This window comes from Parabacteroides sp. KHUB-02, assembly GCF_056640955.1.
The window spans coordinates 2,430,453-2,445,537 of record NZ_JBWQEV010000001.1; the positions used below are offsets into that span (position 1 = coordinate 2,430,453).

The 15,085-nt window shown below is 44.4% G+C and carries 16 protein-coding genes; 6 read left to right on the forward strand and 10 right to left on the reverse strand.

The genetic code is table 11. The features are described from left to right. The first annotated feature begins 24 nt into the window (after positions 1–24). Genes ACYIA1_RS10715 through ACYIA1_RS10725 form a run of 3 tightly spaced genes read left to right on the forward strand, consistent with a single transcriptional unit; the run spans position 25 to position 3,084 of the window. Positions 25–1,758: an ATP-binding protein gene (locus ACYIA1_RS10715; RefSeq protein ID WP_480335230.1), complete on the forward strand. Its 1,734-nt coding sequence runs from the start codon at positions 25–27 to the stop codon at positions 1,756–1,758. Between the two features lie 55 nt (positions 1,759–1,813). After that, complete coding sequence (locus tag ACYIA1_RS10720; RefSeq protein ID WP_480335232.1) at positions 1,814–2,749, forward strand: hypothetical protein; 936 nt, start codon at positions 1,814–1,816, stop codon at positions 2,747–2,749. A 41-nt stretch (positions 2,750–2,790) separates the two neighbouring features. Continuing rightward, positions 2,791–3,084, forward strand: coding sequence for a hypothetical protein (locus ACYIA1_RS10725; protein ID WP_480335234.1), 294 nt, complete (start codon positions 2,791–2,793; stop codon positions 3,082–3,084). Between the two features lie 67 nt (positions 3,085–3,151). Here the strand turns inward: ACYIA1_RS10725 and ACYIA1_RS10730 are convergent, their stop codons facing one another. The 9 genes from ACYIA1_RS10730 to ACYIA1_RS10770 form a co-directional block, all read right to left on the reverse strand. After that, positions 3,152–3,682, reverse strand: a complete 531-nt coding sequence (locus ACYIA1_RS10730) for a very short patch repair endonuclease (protein WP_122379884.1) — start codon at positions 3,680–3,682, stop codon at positions 3,152–3,154. Positions 3,683–3,724: 42 nt separating this feature from the next. Further along, entirely contained in the window at positions 3,725–4,969 is a 1,245-nt protein-coding gene (locus ACYIA1_RS10735) for an ABC transporter permease (RefSeq protein ID WP_048927594.1), read from the reverse strand. Beyond that, positions 4,970–6,169 (reverse strand): pyridoxal phosphate-dependent aminotransferase, encoded by a 1,200-nt coding sequence (locus ACYIA1_RS10740; protein ID WP_005854538.1) that lies wholly within the window; start codon positions 6,167–6,169, stop codon positions 4,970–4,972. It abuts the gene before it with no gap. Positions 6,170–6,220: 51 nt separating this feature from the next. Then, on the reverse strand, positions 6,221–7,120 hold the full coding sequence (locus ACYIA1_RS10745; protein ID WP_048927593.1) for a YitT family protein: 900 nt from the start codon (positions 7,118–7,120) through the stop codon (positions 6,221–6,223). A 142-nt stretch (positions 7,121–7,262) separates the two neighbouring features. Continuing rightward, positions 7,263–7,655 (reverse strand): hypothetical protein, encoded by a 393-nt coding sequence (locus tag ACYIA1_RS10750; protein ID WP_005854532.1) that lies wholly within the window; start codon positions 7,653–7,655, stop codon positions 7,263–7,265. 74 nt (positions 7,656–7,729) lie between these two features. Next, complete coding sequence (locus ACYIA1_RS10755; RefSeq protein ID WP_005854530.1) at positions 7,730–8,113, reverse strand: hypothetical protein; 384 nt, start codon at positions 8,111–8,113, stop codon at positions 7,730–7,732. Positions 8,114–8,569: 456 nt separating this feature from the next. After that, entirely contained in the window at positions 8,570–8,953 is a 384-nt protein-coding gene (locus ACYIA1_RS10760; protein WP_008773491.1) for a hypothetical protein, read from the reverse strand. A 144-nt stretch (positions 8,954–9,097) separates the two neighbouring features. Beyond that, a complete protein-coding gene (locus ACYIA1_RS10765) occupies positions 9,098–10,273 on the reverse strand; it encodes an MFS transporter (RefSeq protein WP_008773494.1) in 1,176 nt (391 codons plus the stop codon). Positions 10,274–10,286: 13 nt separating this feature from the next. After that, positions 10,287–12,170 (reverse strand): ABC-F family ATP-binding cassette domain-containing protein, encoded by a 1,884-nt coding sequence (locus ACYIA1_RS10770; protein WP_270645961.1) that lies wholly within the window; start codon positions 12,168–12,170, stop codon positions 10,287–10,289. A gap of 99 nt (positions 12,171–12,269) precedes the next feature. On the opposite strand from ACYIA1_RS10770, the gene ung reads away from it, so the two are divergent. Genes ung through ACYIA1_RS10785 form a run of 3 tightly spaced genes read left to right on the forward strand, consistent with a single transcriptional unit; the run spans position 12,270 to position 13,974 of the window. Continuing rightward, complete coding sequence (gene ung, locus ACYIA1_RS10775) at positions 12,270–12,932, forward strand: uracil-DNA glycosylase (protein WP_036631024.1); 663 nt, start codon at positions 12,270–12,272, stop codon at positions 12,930–12,932. Positions 12,933–12,959: 27 nt separating this feature from the next. Further along, a complete protein-coding gene (locus tag ACYIA1_RS10780; protein WP_036613193.1) occupies positions 12,960–13,673 on the forward strand; it encodes a DUF169 domain-containing protein in 714 nt (237 codons plus the stop codon). Then, positions 13,663–13,974: an MGMT family protein gene (locus ACYIA1_RS10785; RefSeq protein WP_005864435.1), complete on the forward strand. Its 312-nt coding sequence runs from the start codon at positions 13,663–13,665 to the stop codon at positions 13,972–13,974. The genes ACYIA1_RS10780 and ACYIA1_RS10785 overlap by 11 nt, the downstream gene beginning before the upstream one ends. A 52-nt stretch (positions 13,975–14,026) precedes the next feature. On the opposite strand, the gene ACYIA1_RS10790 is transcribed toward ACYIA1_RS10785, so the two are convergent. Beyond that, the gene (locus ACYIA1_RS10790) at positions 14,027–15,085 is read right to left on the reverse strand and encodes an alpha/beta hydrolase (RefSeq protein ID WP_122368891.1); all 1,059 of its coding nucleotides are present in this window, start codon (positions 15,083–15,085) and stop codon (positions 14,027–14,029) included.

Below are 15,085 nucleotides of genomic sequence, written 5' to 3' on the forward strand. Positions count from 1 at the left end.
TGAACTAAAAGAACAGGAGCGATTATGGAAAATGTAAAAGAAGTCCCTTATGGTATTGCTAATTTCGTGGAAGTGGTAGAGCAGAACATGTATTATGTGGATAAGACCATGTACTTGCCCTTGCTGGAAAAACAACCTCGAAATCTTTTCTTTATCCGTCCTCGCCGCTTCGGAAAGAGCATTTTCTTAAGCATGCTACGGGCTTACTATGACATTACGCAAAAAGAAAAGTTCGATAAACGCTTCGGCAATTTGTGGATAGGCAACCATCCCACACCATTGCAAGGAAAGTTTCAGGTAGTTTATCTCGACTTCTCGCGTGCCAGTGGTGGTAGTGGTTCACTAGCTGAGAATTTCGACCGTTATTGTAGTATGGTGATGGACATATTCGGAAAAGCTTATGAACCATATTACTATCCGGGTTATGCTGAGGAGATGAAAGCGCAACCAGACTTTGTTAGTAAACTGAATTATCTGGACTTGCATTCGGCTGAATATGGCGCCAAGCTCTATCTCATCATCGATGAATATGATAACTTCACCAACGTTGTCCTCAACGAGCAAGGCAACGAGGTATATCATGCCTTGACTCATGCCAGCGGATTCTATCGCGAGATATTCAAGAAATTCAAGGGCATGTTCGAACGCATTTTTATGACCGGCGTAAGTCCAGTCACATTGGACGATCTGACCAGCGGATTCAATATCGGCTGGAATATCAGTACCGACCACAGATTCAACATGATGCTGGGATTCAGCGAGACGGACGTGCGCATCATGTTCCAATATTATAAAGAAACCGGGCAACTCCCGGCAGACGCAGACATAGATGCGATGATCCAAGAGATGAAACCGTGGTACGACAATTATTGTTTCGCGGAAGAGAGTTTAGACCATGATCCAAAGATATTCAACTGCGACATGGTGCTTTACTATCTACGCAATTACATGACGCTGGGCAAATCACCCAAAGAGATGATCGACCCCAATACCCGCACGGACTATAATAAGATGAAAAGACTCATCCAACTGGACAAGCTAGACGGGAATCGCAAGGGTGTATTGCGTAAGATCACGGAGGAAGGGCAGATTGTCACAAACTTGATAACCACCTTCCCCGCGACCCAGATCGTTAACCCGGAAATCTTCCCCAGCCTGCTTTTTTATTACGGTATGCTGACCATCACAGCTAAACGAGGGAATTATCTGGTGCTAAGCATCCCTAACAATAACGTGCGCAAGCAGTACTACGAATTTTTGCTAGAGGAATATCAAGATAAGCGTCATATCAACTTGAACGACCTAGGCTTGATGTTCTATGATATGGCTTACGATGGCCATTGGCGCGAAAGCCTCGAATTTATAGCCAATGCTTATAAGGAGAACTCGTCCGTACGCAGCGCTATCGAGGGCGAGCGAAACATACAAGGCTTCTTCACCGCCTACCTAAGCGTGAACGCCTATTACCTAACCGCACCGGAAGTAGAGTTGAACCACGGTTATTGTGATCTGTTCCTTATGCCAGACCTGCTCCGGTATGAGGTGAAGCATAGCTATATCCTTGAATTGAAATATCTTTCTTCCAAGGACACGGAAGAGAAAGCTGAGACTCAATGGAAAGAGGCCGTGGAACAGATAAAGAAATATGCCGCAGCCCCCAAAGTACGGCAGTTGATACACGACACGAAGTTGCACTGCATCGTGATGCAAATCCGCAGTTATGAGCTAAAGCGAATGGAGGAAGTCCATTCTCTATAAGAGAACCGTACTCATTTAACGGAAACTTAATAAGTTAATCTAAAAAACATAGGATATGAAAAGCTATATAAATCAAAAAAGCAACTTTTACAAAGATGAAAAAGTGATAGAATTCATCAATTGGTTTGTACCCAAAATAGACTCTGGCTTTACACACCAATATATAAATCAAAGAAATAAAAAAGAATGGCAATGCAATTCCATTTACAATGCCTATGAAAACTACGCTTGGGATTTCAGAGTAAAAGACTTAGAGGGAAAAACAATTAAAGGAAGCAGCTTTGAAGAAAGTTCTAATATTTTGGATAAACTATCTTGCCGCTTGAAAAAAAGCCTTGAAACAAAAGATGATATACTGTGTAAAGATACCTGCTTAAAGATATTGGAATGGGGAGGTGTTTTACGTGGAAATAAGGAAAAAATCGAAAAAATAGACGAAGAACAAGGACTAGTTCAGTATCTGGAATCCGTCAAAATGATATTGACTAGCGAGAAAATAGAAGTACCAGAGTCCGATGACCAAGTAGTATATATGAATTCCGGATTTACTAAGATTTATTCCTTGTATATAAATGATTTTGTCATTTATGACAGCCGTGTAGGAGCCGCATTAGGTCTTCTTGTCAAGAGATTTTGTGATGACAGGCATCTTGAAGATGTACCGAAAAACTTAAAGTTCGCTTATGCAAATGGGAGAGGCAAAGCTAATAGAAATCCAGATCCTGTAGAGGGACGATTCCCTCTACTAAGAAATACAGAACTTTATGGGAATCATCTGGAGAACAACCTTAGAGCAAATTGGCTGTTAAAAGAAATACTATCCCATTCATCCAATTTTTCAAACCTGTTACCTCCCGAAAAACAACTAAGAGCATTGGAAGCCGCTCTCTTTATGATAGGTTACCAAGTTTCTCTAAAAGAATATAAAAGCCAATGTAATGTATTATACGACCCTTCAATGATGCAATGTTGTGGTAATCCTTTCAGGTAGGAGAATATTCAACAATAACCGGCAACAAAACAGAACCATATATGTTCGCCAACCATAATATCAGTTTCGAAGAAGAACATCATTTAGATAAGAGTGCAAAATTAAAAGGATTAGTATCCAAGATAACAACTGTATTCGTTGAAAAATTCGCTAACAATGATACAGAGGAACAAAGACTTGATAATCCAAACAACGTATTCGTTCAATATGAAGTATCTTATATAGATGGATATGAACATGTGAATTATGGTATCTATAAAACAAGTGACGCAAGCTTTTATATCATCACATTAAAAAATGTGATAATAGAACAAGCAATAGATGAAATGGATTAATGAATGCACCTTATAGGGAGAAGAAAGATTACACATCTTCCATAGAAATAATTTTAGTGTGGTTACTTTAGTCATCTACAACGCCATAGCACTCTTCTTCTTCCGCTACCTTGGGAAGTTCCTCTTCCTCTAATAGTGGATAGGCCGGGGTAAACTTTGCTTGGTAAGTAGATTCCAAATACGTCTTTTCCAATAAACGGACGACATTTTCTAAAGTAGCTTGCCGTTCTTTGGGTTTAAGCTGGCATTCCCAAATCACCATCGTATTCCAGCCCATCGCTCGTAATTCCTCACGTACACGGGCATCCCGGGCTTTATTCCGGTTTAGTTTCTCGGTCCACCACTCTACCCGGGTACGGGGAGGACGAAATTCCGGGCAACCCTCGTGCCCATGCCAGAAACAGCCGTTCACGAAGATAGCGGTCTTATATTTACGCAATACGATATCAGGGGTACCGGGAAGGCGCTTTACATTCACACGAAAGCGAAAGCCACAATGGAACAGGTATTTACGGACTATAATCTCGGGCTTTGTATTCTTGCCCTTAATCATAGACATGATATAGCTACGCTTTTCTTTAGAGATAAGATCTGTCATATCAATCCGGCAAAACTAGAACGTATGCCAAAGATACGGCTTTTATTCAAAACGGATACTCTTGGCCGGATCAATCTTCGTAATCAAATAGGAAGGTCCTAACATCATCAACATGGAGGCGGCCAATGTCCCTATATTCAAAAGGAACAGTGAAAATAGGCTCAGATCGATAGGCACGGCATCCAAATAATAAATAGAAGGATCTAATTGGATAATGTGGAAATGAGATTGAAGCAAACAAAGAGAGATACCGATGATATTCCCCCACAACATTCCTTTGCCGATCAAGAAGAAAGAGACATACAAGAAGATCTTGCGAATACTGTTATTATTTTGTCCCAAGGCTTTTAGGATTCCGATCATATTGGTACGCTCTAAGATTATGATCAATAATCCGGAGATCATGGTAAACCCTGCGACGGAAAGCATCAGCGCCAAGATAACCACCACATTGATGTCCAGCACATCCAGCCAATTAAAGATCATCGGGTTCAACTCCTTGATCGAGCGGGCGTAGAACGTATTGCCATTTCGGTCTTGCCGTTCCGTCAGATCGAAATAAACATCCTCGGCCACTTGGTCCAAACGATCATAGTCATCCACTTGCAACTCCAGTCCGCTTACTTGATCTTTATCCCAACCGTTCAAGCGGCGTATCTGCTTAATATCAGCAATTACGAACATCTTGTCATAATCAAGGAAACCCGTCTCATAAATCCCCGTGATCGTGAACTTACGGGCACGCACGTCATCTTGCACAAAATAAGTCAGGAAAGAATCCCCTACCTTTAGTCCTAGCAGATCTGATAAATACTTGGAAACAATAACATCTGTAGAGTTCTTATCCGGTTGGATCGTAAAGATCTCGCCTTCTTTTAAATTATCCTTGAAGAAAGTCCAGTCATAATCCGTGTCCACCCCTTTCAAGACAATTCCTTGAAAATCTTGGTCAGTCTTCAAGATGCCTAGCTTCGTCGCAAATTTCTCGACATGGCGAATACCGGGGAATGCATCGAGCGCATTCAATAAAGTATCGCTAACCGCTATCGGCTGCGACTCATAGGAAGAATTACTATCGAAATTCGTGATCTGGATATGCGAGCCGAAACCGATCACCTTGTTCCGGACCTCTTTCTTAAAGCCTATCACGATCGCCACCGAAAGGATCATCACCGCCAATCCCAAAGCGATCCCGATCATGGCAATACGAACAGCGGGAGGAGTAACCTCACGATCCCCCTCCTTGCTGAAATGTATCTTTTTGGCGATAAATAGCTCTAAATTCATTTATAACATTCTTCCCGGATAAGCTTCCAGCGCCTTTGATAACACCGTCAAAGCTTTCGCCAAATCTTCCTTTTTCAAGACATAGGCCATACGAACCTCATTCTTACCAAGTCCCGGTGTCGTGTAAAAACCCGACGCCGGTGCCATCATGACCGTCTGACCCTCGTATTCAAACTCTTCCAGACACCAAGCGCAGAACTTATCGGCATCATCCACCGGAAGTTTAGCCACCGTATAGAAAGCGCCCATCGGTATGGGAGAATAAACGCCGGGAATACGGTTCAAGCCATCGATCAAGCATTTACGCCGTTCCACATACTCGTCATAAGTCTCACGGGCATACTCCTCGGAAGCATCCAAAGAGGCCTCGGCTGCGATCTGTCCGATCAAAGGCGGGCTTAAACGAGCTTGGCAGAACTTCATGACGGCACTACGCACTTCGGCATTTTTCGTAATCAACGCACCGATACGGATACCGCATTCCGAATAGCGTTTGGAGACAGAATCGATCAATACCACGTTCTGCTCGATACCTTCCAGATGACAAGCCGAGATATACGGGGAACCGGTATAGATAAACTCCCGGTATACCTCATCCGAGAAAAGATAAAGATCATATTTCTTTACGATATCCCGGATTTGATTCATCTCACGACGCGTATACAAATAACCCGTAGGATTGTTCGGGTTACAGATCAGGATCGCTTTGGTACGCTCATTGATCAACTCCTCGAATTTCTCTACTTTCGGAAGAGAAAATCCTTCCTCTATCGTAGTCGTCACTGTCCGGATCACGGCTCCTGCCGAGATAGCGAATGCCATATAATTAGCATAAGCAGGTTCCGGTACGATAATCTCATCACCCGGATTCAAGCAGCTCAAGAAGGCAAACAAAACAGCCTCCGAACCACCGGTAGTGATGATAATATCGTCAGCCGTAAGATTAATATCATACTTTTTATAATATCCAACCAACTTCTCGCGATAACTGCGATATCCCTGACTAGGGCTATATTCCAACACCGTACGATCGACATTACGGATCGCGTCGAGTGCCGCTCGCGGAGTGGGAAGGTCGGGCTGACCGATATTCAGGTGATACACATGAACTCCTCTCTGTTTGGCAGCATCGGCCAATGGAGCCAGCTTCCGGATCGGGGAAGCGGGCATTTCGACTCCTCTTTGTGAGATGTTGGGCATTACTATCTTATATTTATTCGTTTTGAGGGGCAAAGATAGTAAAATTATTAATCAAATACCCGGTCTTGGCGAATCTTTGCTAGCGTGCATCGTAGATACAAAAGCATTCGGATCGATCTCTTTTACCTCATCTTTCAAGCGGGGCATGTCCTTACGCTCGGCAATCGTAAAGATAATCTCGGTCTCATGTCCCTCGTACATGCCTTTACCATGGATAAATGTTCCTCTCATACCCATTTTATCGACAATCAAATCACGCATTTCCTTTGTCTTTCGGGAAACGATAAAGACAGCACGGTTCGGGTTCTCCGTCTGGAACATCTCCACGATTTTTCCATATACGAAAATAGTAAACCAAGAATACAAAGGTACCGCCCAATCCTTAAACACGATCAAGCCCAACAATACGACCGCGGAATCCAATACGATGATCATATTGCTGACCTTCAAGTTGGAGTCATTAGCGATCACACGTGCCAATACATCCGTACCGGCACTCGTACTTTGCGCCCGGAAAATACAAGTCACACCCAATCCTAAAATAGCTCCACCGTAAAAGGCGGCGATAAAGGCATCGTTCTCCACCAATGGATCGGTAAGGAAATAAGATAATGAGTCGGTAAATATAGAGATCAGCAAGAAAGTAACGATCGTCTTCGGGCCGGAAGACAATCCGATCTTTTTCATCGCCAAAATCAGCAACGGGATATTGAAGCAAAGCGCCGTCGCACCCATCGGCAAACCATCCGGGAAGAACGGGAACAAATCTTTCGTCACATAGTGGATTACGATAGAGATACCATACACACCTCCCGGTACGATTTTGTAAGGCGCTAGGAAAAGCACGTAACTAAGTGCCTGCAAAAATGAACCTACCACGATTAAGGAGTAGTCCATTACATTTCTCTTCAAAGTAGCATTAGAAGGGACTAAAAGTTGTTGTGTTGTCATGACTCGAATTAAGCGTTATTTGTAAAACGCCGCAAACTTACACAATCTTCTCCGATTTATACGCAAGCCTTAAAAAAAAGTATCCCCACTATTTACCTTTTGACAGGAAATAGTGGGGGGACACACTCTTATATAGTATAAATTACTTACTTGCGTTATCCGCTAAGTACACTTCCGGGAACGTATTAACACCCAGCGTACGGTTGTTATTGTTCGTGATATTCAATAAAGTAACATACTTACGATATTGATCCGGGCTCAAAGCCTTCTTCATCAACTTCAAGTTACCGTAAACCGCCTGATACATCTTCTTGTCCTGCAATTTAGCGCTAGCTTTTACACTTGCGTTCTGCATCTCGATGAAATATTCGTTGATGTTAGCTACCTCGTCCAACTGACTCGGAGTCAATTGCAAATAGTTCGCTAACTTCTCTGTACTTACCACAAACGGTTCTCTACTCAAACTCGGTTTCTGAGCGAAGCTCATTGTCGCACACATCAATAAGGCTGCGACTGCCATTCCAAAACGTTTCATAATACCTAAAAACCTTAAATTGTTAAACCTAAACAAAAACCTTAAAAACACATAGCCCAATCACATTGGCTTAATTACTTCTCAGCCAAATAACTGTCCAAAAGCGGATTAGAAACCTTATCTTCCTGATTAGCGCGAGTCACATTAATCAACGCTACATATTTACGATATTGATCTTTAGTCAATGCACGTTTCATCAGTTTCAAATTACACAACAATGCGTTGCGAGTTTCTTCCGGTCTTGCGTTATTGCAAAGCGCTTCCGCAGACAGGGGTTGACCTAATTGATTCTCGAAGTAAGTATTAATCTCTGACACCTCAGCGATCTGGTTTGCGTCAAGCTGCAAATATCTGCTTAGCTTATCGAAACTCATACTCTTTGAATCACTAACCTTTTGAGCAAAGCTCATTGTCGCTACCATCATTAAAGCGACTACCATCATACCTAAACGTCTCATAATACCTAAAATTTAAACCTAAACTAAGACCTTAACTAATAAATGCGGCGTTTCCGCATCTTCTATCTTTCTCTTTTTGTTACTGCAAATATAACAGTATGTTTTATAACATTGTTCTTCAATACGGTTAATTTTTGCAAACAATTGACGTTATTGATATATATCAAGGCATATAGCAATCATTTTGTAATACATATTACGATAAACACTATCTATTTCATCATAGACACCGTTTATAAACAAGCAAAAGCCTAGATATATTCTTATACAAGCCTAGCTGTATTCTTATACGATACCATATCTATTCTATAATCTCCGTCGTGGATTATACAAACCACAGCGTGATCTATAAAAACCACGACATGATCTATACAGACCACGACGTGGTTTATAGAATAGATACAGTCACAAGATACTTTTTATGCAATAGCTTGATACTTTACATCTATCCTTTACTTATTTATCGGCTAGATAAACATCGGGGAAGGAAAGCCCGCTCGTCATCCGGTTATTATTGTTCGTTACGTTGATCAAAGCCACGTATTTCCGATATTGATCGGTGCTTAACGCCTTTTTCATCAACTTTAAGTTGCCAAATACGGCTTGCCGCATCCGTTTATCCCGCATTTTATGACTTCCCCTCAAGCCCTCGCTTTGCTTTTCCCTAAAATAATCGTTGATCATCGCTACCTCATTAATCTGGCTGGGACGTAATTCCAGATAGCTTACCAATTGGCCCACATTGACTACAAACGGTTCTTTATGTAAGCTCGATTCCTGCGCGAAACTCATTGTCACACTTACCAACAAGGCTGACATAGCCATTACTAAACGTTTCATACTACCTATTCCTTTCATTTGTTAAACCTTAAAAACCTATTTCTCTGTGATCTTTGATACAAATATAGGGTGAGGTTTCCCGCTAGAAAAGGAAGAATCGACGAAGTACGCCGTAGGTTTAGACGAAACCGGGAATCAAGCGGATCAAGAAATCAGCTTATTCCTCTCGTACGAGGCTTTTACCAAGCGGATATAGACGAATAAGGAAAGAAGGCAACAAACCGCCCCGACTCCGTAGGCGGTAGCCAGATTGGCACGGGTAGCGATAAAGCCGGCGGATAACATCCCGATCCCCATCCCGAAATCGAAAGAGGTCAAGTAGGTGGAGGTAGCCGTACCGCGCATATGGTGCGGAGCGACATTCACGAAAAGACATTGAAAAGCCGGTACGCTCACGCCAAAACCGATACCGATCGCCAAGGCGCAAGCGAAAAAGATAAACGATGTATGTACGGTAGCGAACACGGAAAACGAGATCGCTAAAGAGACCAAGGATACGATGGACACGACATGGATCTTGCCATGGTCCACCAACCGTCCGGAAATCAAACGGGCCGTCCCTACACCGATCGCCATAAATATAAAGAAGTAGCCGGGGTCCGGCACCTCGATCTCTTTACCATATAATACCACGAACGAGAGCAACATCCCATAAGGTATAGCGACCAGCAAATAGGCCAAGGCCGCAGGAAGCGCTTTCACCAAGATAAAACGATCCAACGAGAAGGCCGGACGAGGCACTTTCTCCCGTTTCGGATAACGGATCAGCCCGACGGAGCCGATCCCGACCAACGCGATCACCAAAGCGACCCCTATGATCCAGAAGAAACCATGCCGATCGTACAGCCCGACCGCCACCAAAGGAGCCAAAGACATGGCGAGATTGATCGTCAATCCGTAAAAGCCCATGCCTTCTCCCCTTCGCTTGGAAGGGATTACGTCTATCGTAATCGTATTGCCAGAGACTGAGGTCAGTCCCATAAACCCGCCTTGGATGAAACGAACCGCCATGATCGTATAGACTGTCATAGCAAACCAATAACCGGCAAACAAACAGGCGAATATCGTGAAGGCGAATACATATAACGGTTTGCGGGAGAAACAATCCACCAGATATCCCGAGAACGGGCGCACGCACAGCAACCCGATCGTATAGCTAGACAAGACCATCCCCACCTCGGACGTGCTGATGCCCAATTCTTCCACCAGATAGACCGGCATAGTAGGCATCAACATATAAAAGGCGAAATTCATCAAGAAGTAAGAGATACAACATTGGACGAAATTCCGGTTCCAAAGTACAGGTTTAGTCTCGCTCATTCCTCTTTATTACTTATGCCAGCTCACTCAACTCCAGCCAGCGCATCGTTTTCTCGTCGATCTCTTCCATGACTTGGGTGATCCGTTGAGATTTAGCCATAAGCTCGTCCGTAGACAAAGTACCACTGCTCATAGCGGTCTCCAACTCCGCCTTCTCCGCCTCCAAAGCCGGTATCTCCTCCTCTAGGGCCTCGAACTCTTTCCGTTCCTTGAAAGTGAGTTTTTTCTTTTGCTCATTGACAGGACGAGACGGTTTCTCCGGAGCCGGGTTTTGTCTCGCTTGCAAAGCAGCCTCCGCCTCTTTTTCCAGTTGGTCTTGCACATCTTTCCAATCCCGGTACTGCGTATAGTTGCCGGGGAAATCCTTGATATCAGCGTTACCCCAGAAAACCAGCAGGTGATCTACCACCTTATCCATAAAGTAACGGTCGTGGGAAACCACGATAGCACACCCCTTGAAGTTACGAAGGTATTCCTCCAATACGTTCAAGGTCACGATATCCAGATCATTGGTCGGCTCATCAAGCACCAAGAAGTTCGGGCTACGCATCAATACCGTACATAAATAGAGGCGACGCTTCTCGCCACCGCTCAATTTATAAACGTAATTATGCTGTTTCTCCGGCGTGAACAGGAAATAGTTCAAGAACTGGGACACTCCCATCTTCTGTCCGTTACCCAAATCCACGTATTCGGCGATCGCCTGCACCACGTCGATCACTTTCATTTGCTCATCGAACTTCAAACCATCTTGACTATAATAGCCAAAGCGAACGGTCTCGCCCACATCGAAATGGCCGCTATCGGGAGCCACCTCCCCCATCAGCATCTTGATAAAGGTAGATTTGCCCGTACCGTTATTCCCGACAATACCCATCTTCTCGTAACGGGCGAAAATATAGTTGAAATCCTCCGTAATCTTCAAATCACCGAAACGTTTGCTTACATTCACCGCCTCGAAAATCTTCGAACCGATGTAAGAAGCCTTCACGTCCAAGTTCACCTTTCCGGTATCCCATTGTTGCTTCGCTTTCTTTTCCAGCTCATAAAAGGCATCGATACGGTACTTCGCTTTCGTGCCCCGTGCCTGCGGCTGGCGGCGCATCCAATCCAGTTCCGTACGGAGAAGATTCTTCGCACGCTCCACGTCGGCGTTCATCGCCTCGACACGCTCTTGGCGTTTCTCCAAATAATAGCTATAATTACCTTTATACGAATAGATTTGCTTATTATCGATCTCGATGATCTCACTACAAACACGATCCAAGAAGTAACGGTCGTGCGTCACCATCAAGATACTGATATTGGCCCGGCTCAGATAATCTTCCAGCCACTCGGTCATTTCCAGATCCAAATGGTTCGTCGGCTCATCCAAGATAATCAATTCAGGGTCCGTGATCAAGACATTCGCCAAGGCTACCCGTTTCAACTGTCCTCCGGACAATTCCCCGATCTTCTGATTGAAGTTATGAATCTTCAACTGCCCGAGGATTTGTTTCGCCTTTTGCTCATAATCCCACGCCTTGAAGCTATCCATACGGGTAAGGATGTCCTCCAGATTCGAGTGATCCTCTTTCGCCATCGCCTCCTCGTACTCAGCAATCAACTGGACAGTCTCGTTCTTCGAGTGGAAGCAAGCCTGTAGCACGGTCAGTTCTTCCGGATAAGAAGGTGATTGCTCCAAATACCCGACCCGCAGGTCTTTCCGGAAAACCACCTCACCCGAGTCGTAATCCTCCTTACCACCGATAATATTCAATAAGGTAGTCTTACCCGTCCCGTTTTTGGCGATCAACCCGATCTTCTGTCCTTGCGCGACTCCGAACGTTATATCCTCGAAAAGAACCAAATCACCGAAGCTCTTGGTCAGCTTATCTATCTGAAGGTAACTTATCATGTTTTCTTATTTAAATTCAAATCGGAAGGCAAACTTACACAAAATCCTCGAATTTTAAGCTTTTCTCCGTACCTTTGGTGGAAGAATAAGAAAAACACCATGAATGTTAGAATAGATGAAAGTTGGAGAAAACGTCTGCAAGAGGAATTCGACAAGCCTTATTTCGAGCAATTGGTGACATTTGTCAAAAACGAATATAAGCAAGCGCACGTACTTCCTCCCGGGCCTCAGATATTCCATATATTTAACGCATGCCCGTTCGAGAAGGTTAAAGTCGTTATCTTGGGACAAGACCCCTATCCTAATCCGGGGCAATACTACGGGGTCTGTTTCTCGGTACCCGATGGCGTGGCGATTCCCGGCTCCTTGATGAATATATTCAAAGAGATCCACGATGATCTTGGGAAACCGATCCCTTCCTCCGGGAATTTGGATCGTTGGGTAAGCCAAGGCGTATTTCCGATGAATTCCGTCCTCACGGTACGTGCCCACCAAACAGGTTCGCACCGGAACATGGGATGGGAAACATTCACGGACGCCGTTATCAAGAAATTAAGCGACGAACGGGAAAATCTAGTATTCATGTTATGGGGCAGTTACGCTAAAGCCAAGATTTCCCTTATCGATACGAGCCAGCATTTGGTCCTAACGACCGTACATCCATCTCCCCGCTCCGCCGAATATGGTTTCTTCGGTTGTAAGCATTTCAGTAAGGCTAATGATTTCCTACGGGGTAAAGGCATCCCGGAAATCGATTGGTAAGTATAAATCAACCTAAATCAATCGCATATGGATATTCAAACTTTCATCAACAATTATTACGAGGCATTTTCTCTAAAGGCGGAATTGCCGATCGCTTTCTGGTATTCCGATTCTCTGCTTGGAGAATTAAAGCAGACACAAGGCTGTTTATTCAAGGCCCTTCCCGCTATCAGGCAAGGCGAGATTATCAGTATGAACGGAGATAGCGTTGGCTGCGGAGGTGGAAAGTTTTATACAGGATTCACCCCTATGCCAGAGCATGTCCCCAATTTTGTCTCTTTAAAAGAGAGATATAAGCAAACTCCGGAAATGGTAGTCGAGGGTATAAAAGGCATGAACGTACAAAGGTCCTCCCTCCCATACCTCCATTTCGCAAGGATCGATCGATTAACCTCGTTTGAAAAGGTAGAGGGGCTTTTGTTCCTCGCAACTCCGGATATCTTGTCAGGGTTAATTACTTGGACCTTTTTCGACAACAATAATCCGGATGCCGTCTCCACACCATTTGGTTCCGGTTGCAGCTCCACCATCACGCTCACTGTCAACGAAAATAGACAAGGAGGTCACCGCACGTTCCTTGGTTTCTTCGATCCCTCGGTCCGACCATATGTGGAAAGCAACTTATTAAGTCTCACGATCCCGATGTCACGTTTCAAGACGATGTATCAGACAATGCGTAACTCCTCCCTATACGAAACACACGCATGGGCGAAAATAAAAACCAGAATCAATGAAGGCTGATTTTTATACGGAAGTTTATAACATCGTCAGAGAGATACCGGAAGGATGTGTGGTTACCTACGGGCAGCTAGCCAAGCTCGCCCGAAGGCCACAATGTTCCCGTATGGTAGGGCAGGCAATGTTCAACGTCCCGAAAGAACTGAACCTGCCTTGCCACCGGGTGGTAAACAGCCAAGGCAGATTAGCTCCCAACTGGGCGGAACAACGGGGATTATTGGAGAAAGAAGGCATTACCTTCAAGAAGAATGGCTGCGTTGACTTGAAGAAACATATTTGGGAGGATATATTACCGATTATCTAATCCGATAACAAAATGTAAAATCAGCAAGTTCTTAAAAGAACCATTCCCAATGCTATTTGCCAAGATCATTCTTTTCCAACCATTCGCCCAGCAGATCCGCTAGTTGGCCATTATTCAAATCCTGCATCAAGAAATGGGTATTACCATAAATACCGATCTTGGGCAACTCAACTAAGGTCGCGTTTCCCCCATGCCTATTTATGGCCTCCACGAATTTACGTCCCATTTGCAGACGTACACGCCAATTCTCGCCACCAAGATTCTCTGATGGAGTCTCCGGAATATAATCACCGAAATACATTACGATTGGAATCCGGGTAAGTCGCAAGAACTGTTCCATAGGAATAGCTACTCCAGTCGCCCCACCGGTAAGTCCGGCGATCGGATCGGGCACCTCCCCCTCGGGAAACACATAGCCACCCGGCTCATATGAAACGACAGCCTTGACATTCGGATTTTGTATAGCGGCCATCCATCCCGGGAAACCTCCCGCCGAATGTGTTACAAGGATATTGTCCCCTATTTTTTCCGTCAAGGCATTGATTGCCGGTACATCTTGTTTGTGATCACTGATATCGGGCGTCATCTCCCGGAAAAACTGCGATAGATAGGCTGAATCAGACGGAAACTGCACACCTTTGTTATATTCCGGCCAAATCCCGATACGCCAGATGTCAAACCAGAACATCTCATCGGCCAGCGGCTTGACCGTAGTCGTAGCAGATGTCCTTCCGGCACGGCCACGACCGGGAAGATCCATCACGTAACTGCTATATCCCCGGCATAACATGAGAGTAGCGAAACCATCCCGCCCATCGGGTGTCATTTGCCAACATATCCCAGAGCCACCATAACCATGAACATAAACCAAAGGCAATTTTTTCGCATGGGCCGGAACTTGGAAATCTACGAAAGCATGATCCGCACGATAGCTCTGCCCGGTCTCGACTTGGGTAGCCCAACCGACAAACTTACTGTTGTCATACGTACCCGGACGCTGTATGGTTTGTCCTCCTACGGAGAAATGTCCTTGTTTAGCGATCACCAAATCCTGGGCATCTGCCATTCCAAACACGGGTATTAATAATGCTAATAATAAAATCTTCTTCAT

Excerpts from the sequence above, each read along its gene's own strand:
- ACYIA1_RS10715 (WP_480335230.1), top strand. The coding sequence starts at position 25 with ATGGAAAATGTAAAAGAAGTCCCTTATGGTATTGCTAATTTCGTGGAA.
- ACYIA1_RS10730 (WP_122379884.1), bottom strand. The coding sequence starts at position 3,682 with ATGACAGATCTTATCTCTAAAGAAAAGCGTAGCTATATCATGTCTATG.
- ACYIA1_RS10740 (WP_005854538.1), bottom strand. The coding sequence starts at position 6,169 with ATGCCCAACATCTCACAAAGAGGAGTCGAAATGCCCGCTTCCCCGATC.
- ACYIA1_RS10735 (WP_048927594.1), bottom strand. The coding sequence starts at position 4,969 with ATGAATTTAGAGCTATTTATCGCCAAAAAGATACATTTCAGCAAGGAG.
- ACYIA1_RS10755 (WP_005854530.1), bottom strand. The coding sequence starts at position 8,113 with ATGAGACGTTTAGGTATGATGGTAGTCGCTTTAATGATGGTAGCGACA.
- ACYIA1_RS10750 (WP_005854532.1), bottom strand. The coding sequence starts at position 7,655 with ATGAAACGTTTTGGAATGGCAGTCGCAGCCTTATTGATGTGTGCGACA.
- ung (WP_036631024.1), top strand. The coding sequence starts at position 12,270 with ATGAATGTTAGAATAGATGAAAGTTGGAGAAAACGTCTGCAAGAGGAA.
- ACYIA1_RS10785 (WP_005864435.1), top strand. The coding sequence starts at position 13,663 with ATGAAGGCTGATTTTTATACGGAAGTTTATAACATCGTCAGAGAGATA.
- ACYIA1_RS10770 (WP_270645961.1), bottom strand. The coding sequence starts at position 12,170 with ATGATAAGTTACCTTCAGATAGATAAGCTGACCAAGAGCTTCGGTGAT.
- ACYIA1_RS10780 (WP_036613193.1), top strand. The coding sequence starts at position 12,960 with ATGGATATTCAAACTTTCATCAACAATTATTACGAGGCATTTTCTCTA.
- ACYIA1_RS10720 (WP_480335232.1), top strand. The coding sequence starts at position 1,814 with ATGAAAAGCTATATAAATCAAAAAAGCAACTTTTACAAAGATGAAAAA.
- ACYIA1_RS10765 (WP_008773494.1), bottom strand. The coding sequence starts at position 10,273 with ATGAGCGAGACTAAACCTGTACTTTGGAACCGGAATTTCGTCCAATGT.
- ACYIA1_RS10760 (WP_008773491.1), bottom strand. The coding sequence starts at position 8,953 with ATGAAACGTTTAGTAATGGCTATGTCAGCCTTGTTGGTAAGTGTGACA.
- ACYIA1_RS10725 (WP_480335234.1), top strand. The coding sequence starts at position 2,791 with ATGTTCGCCAACCATAATATCAGTTTCGAAGAAGAACATCATTTAGAT.
- ACYIA1_RS10745 (WP_048927593.1), bottom strand. The coding sequence starts at position 7,120 with ATGACAACACAACAACTTTTAGTCCCTTCTAATGCTACTTTGAAGAGA.
- ACYIA1_RS10790 (WP_122368891.1), bottom strand. The coding sequence starts at position 15,085 with ATGAAGAAGATTTTATTATTAGCATTATTAATACCCGTGTTTGGAATG.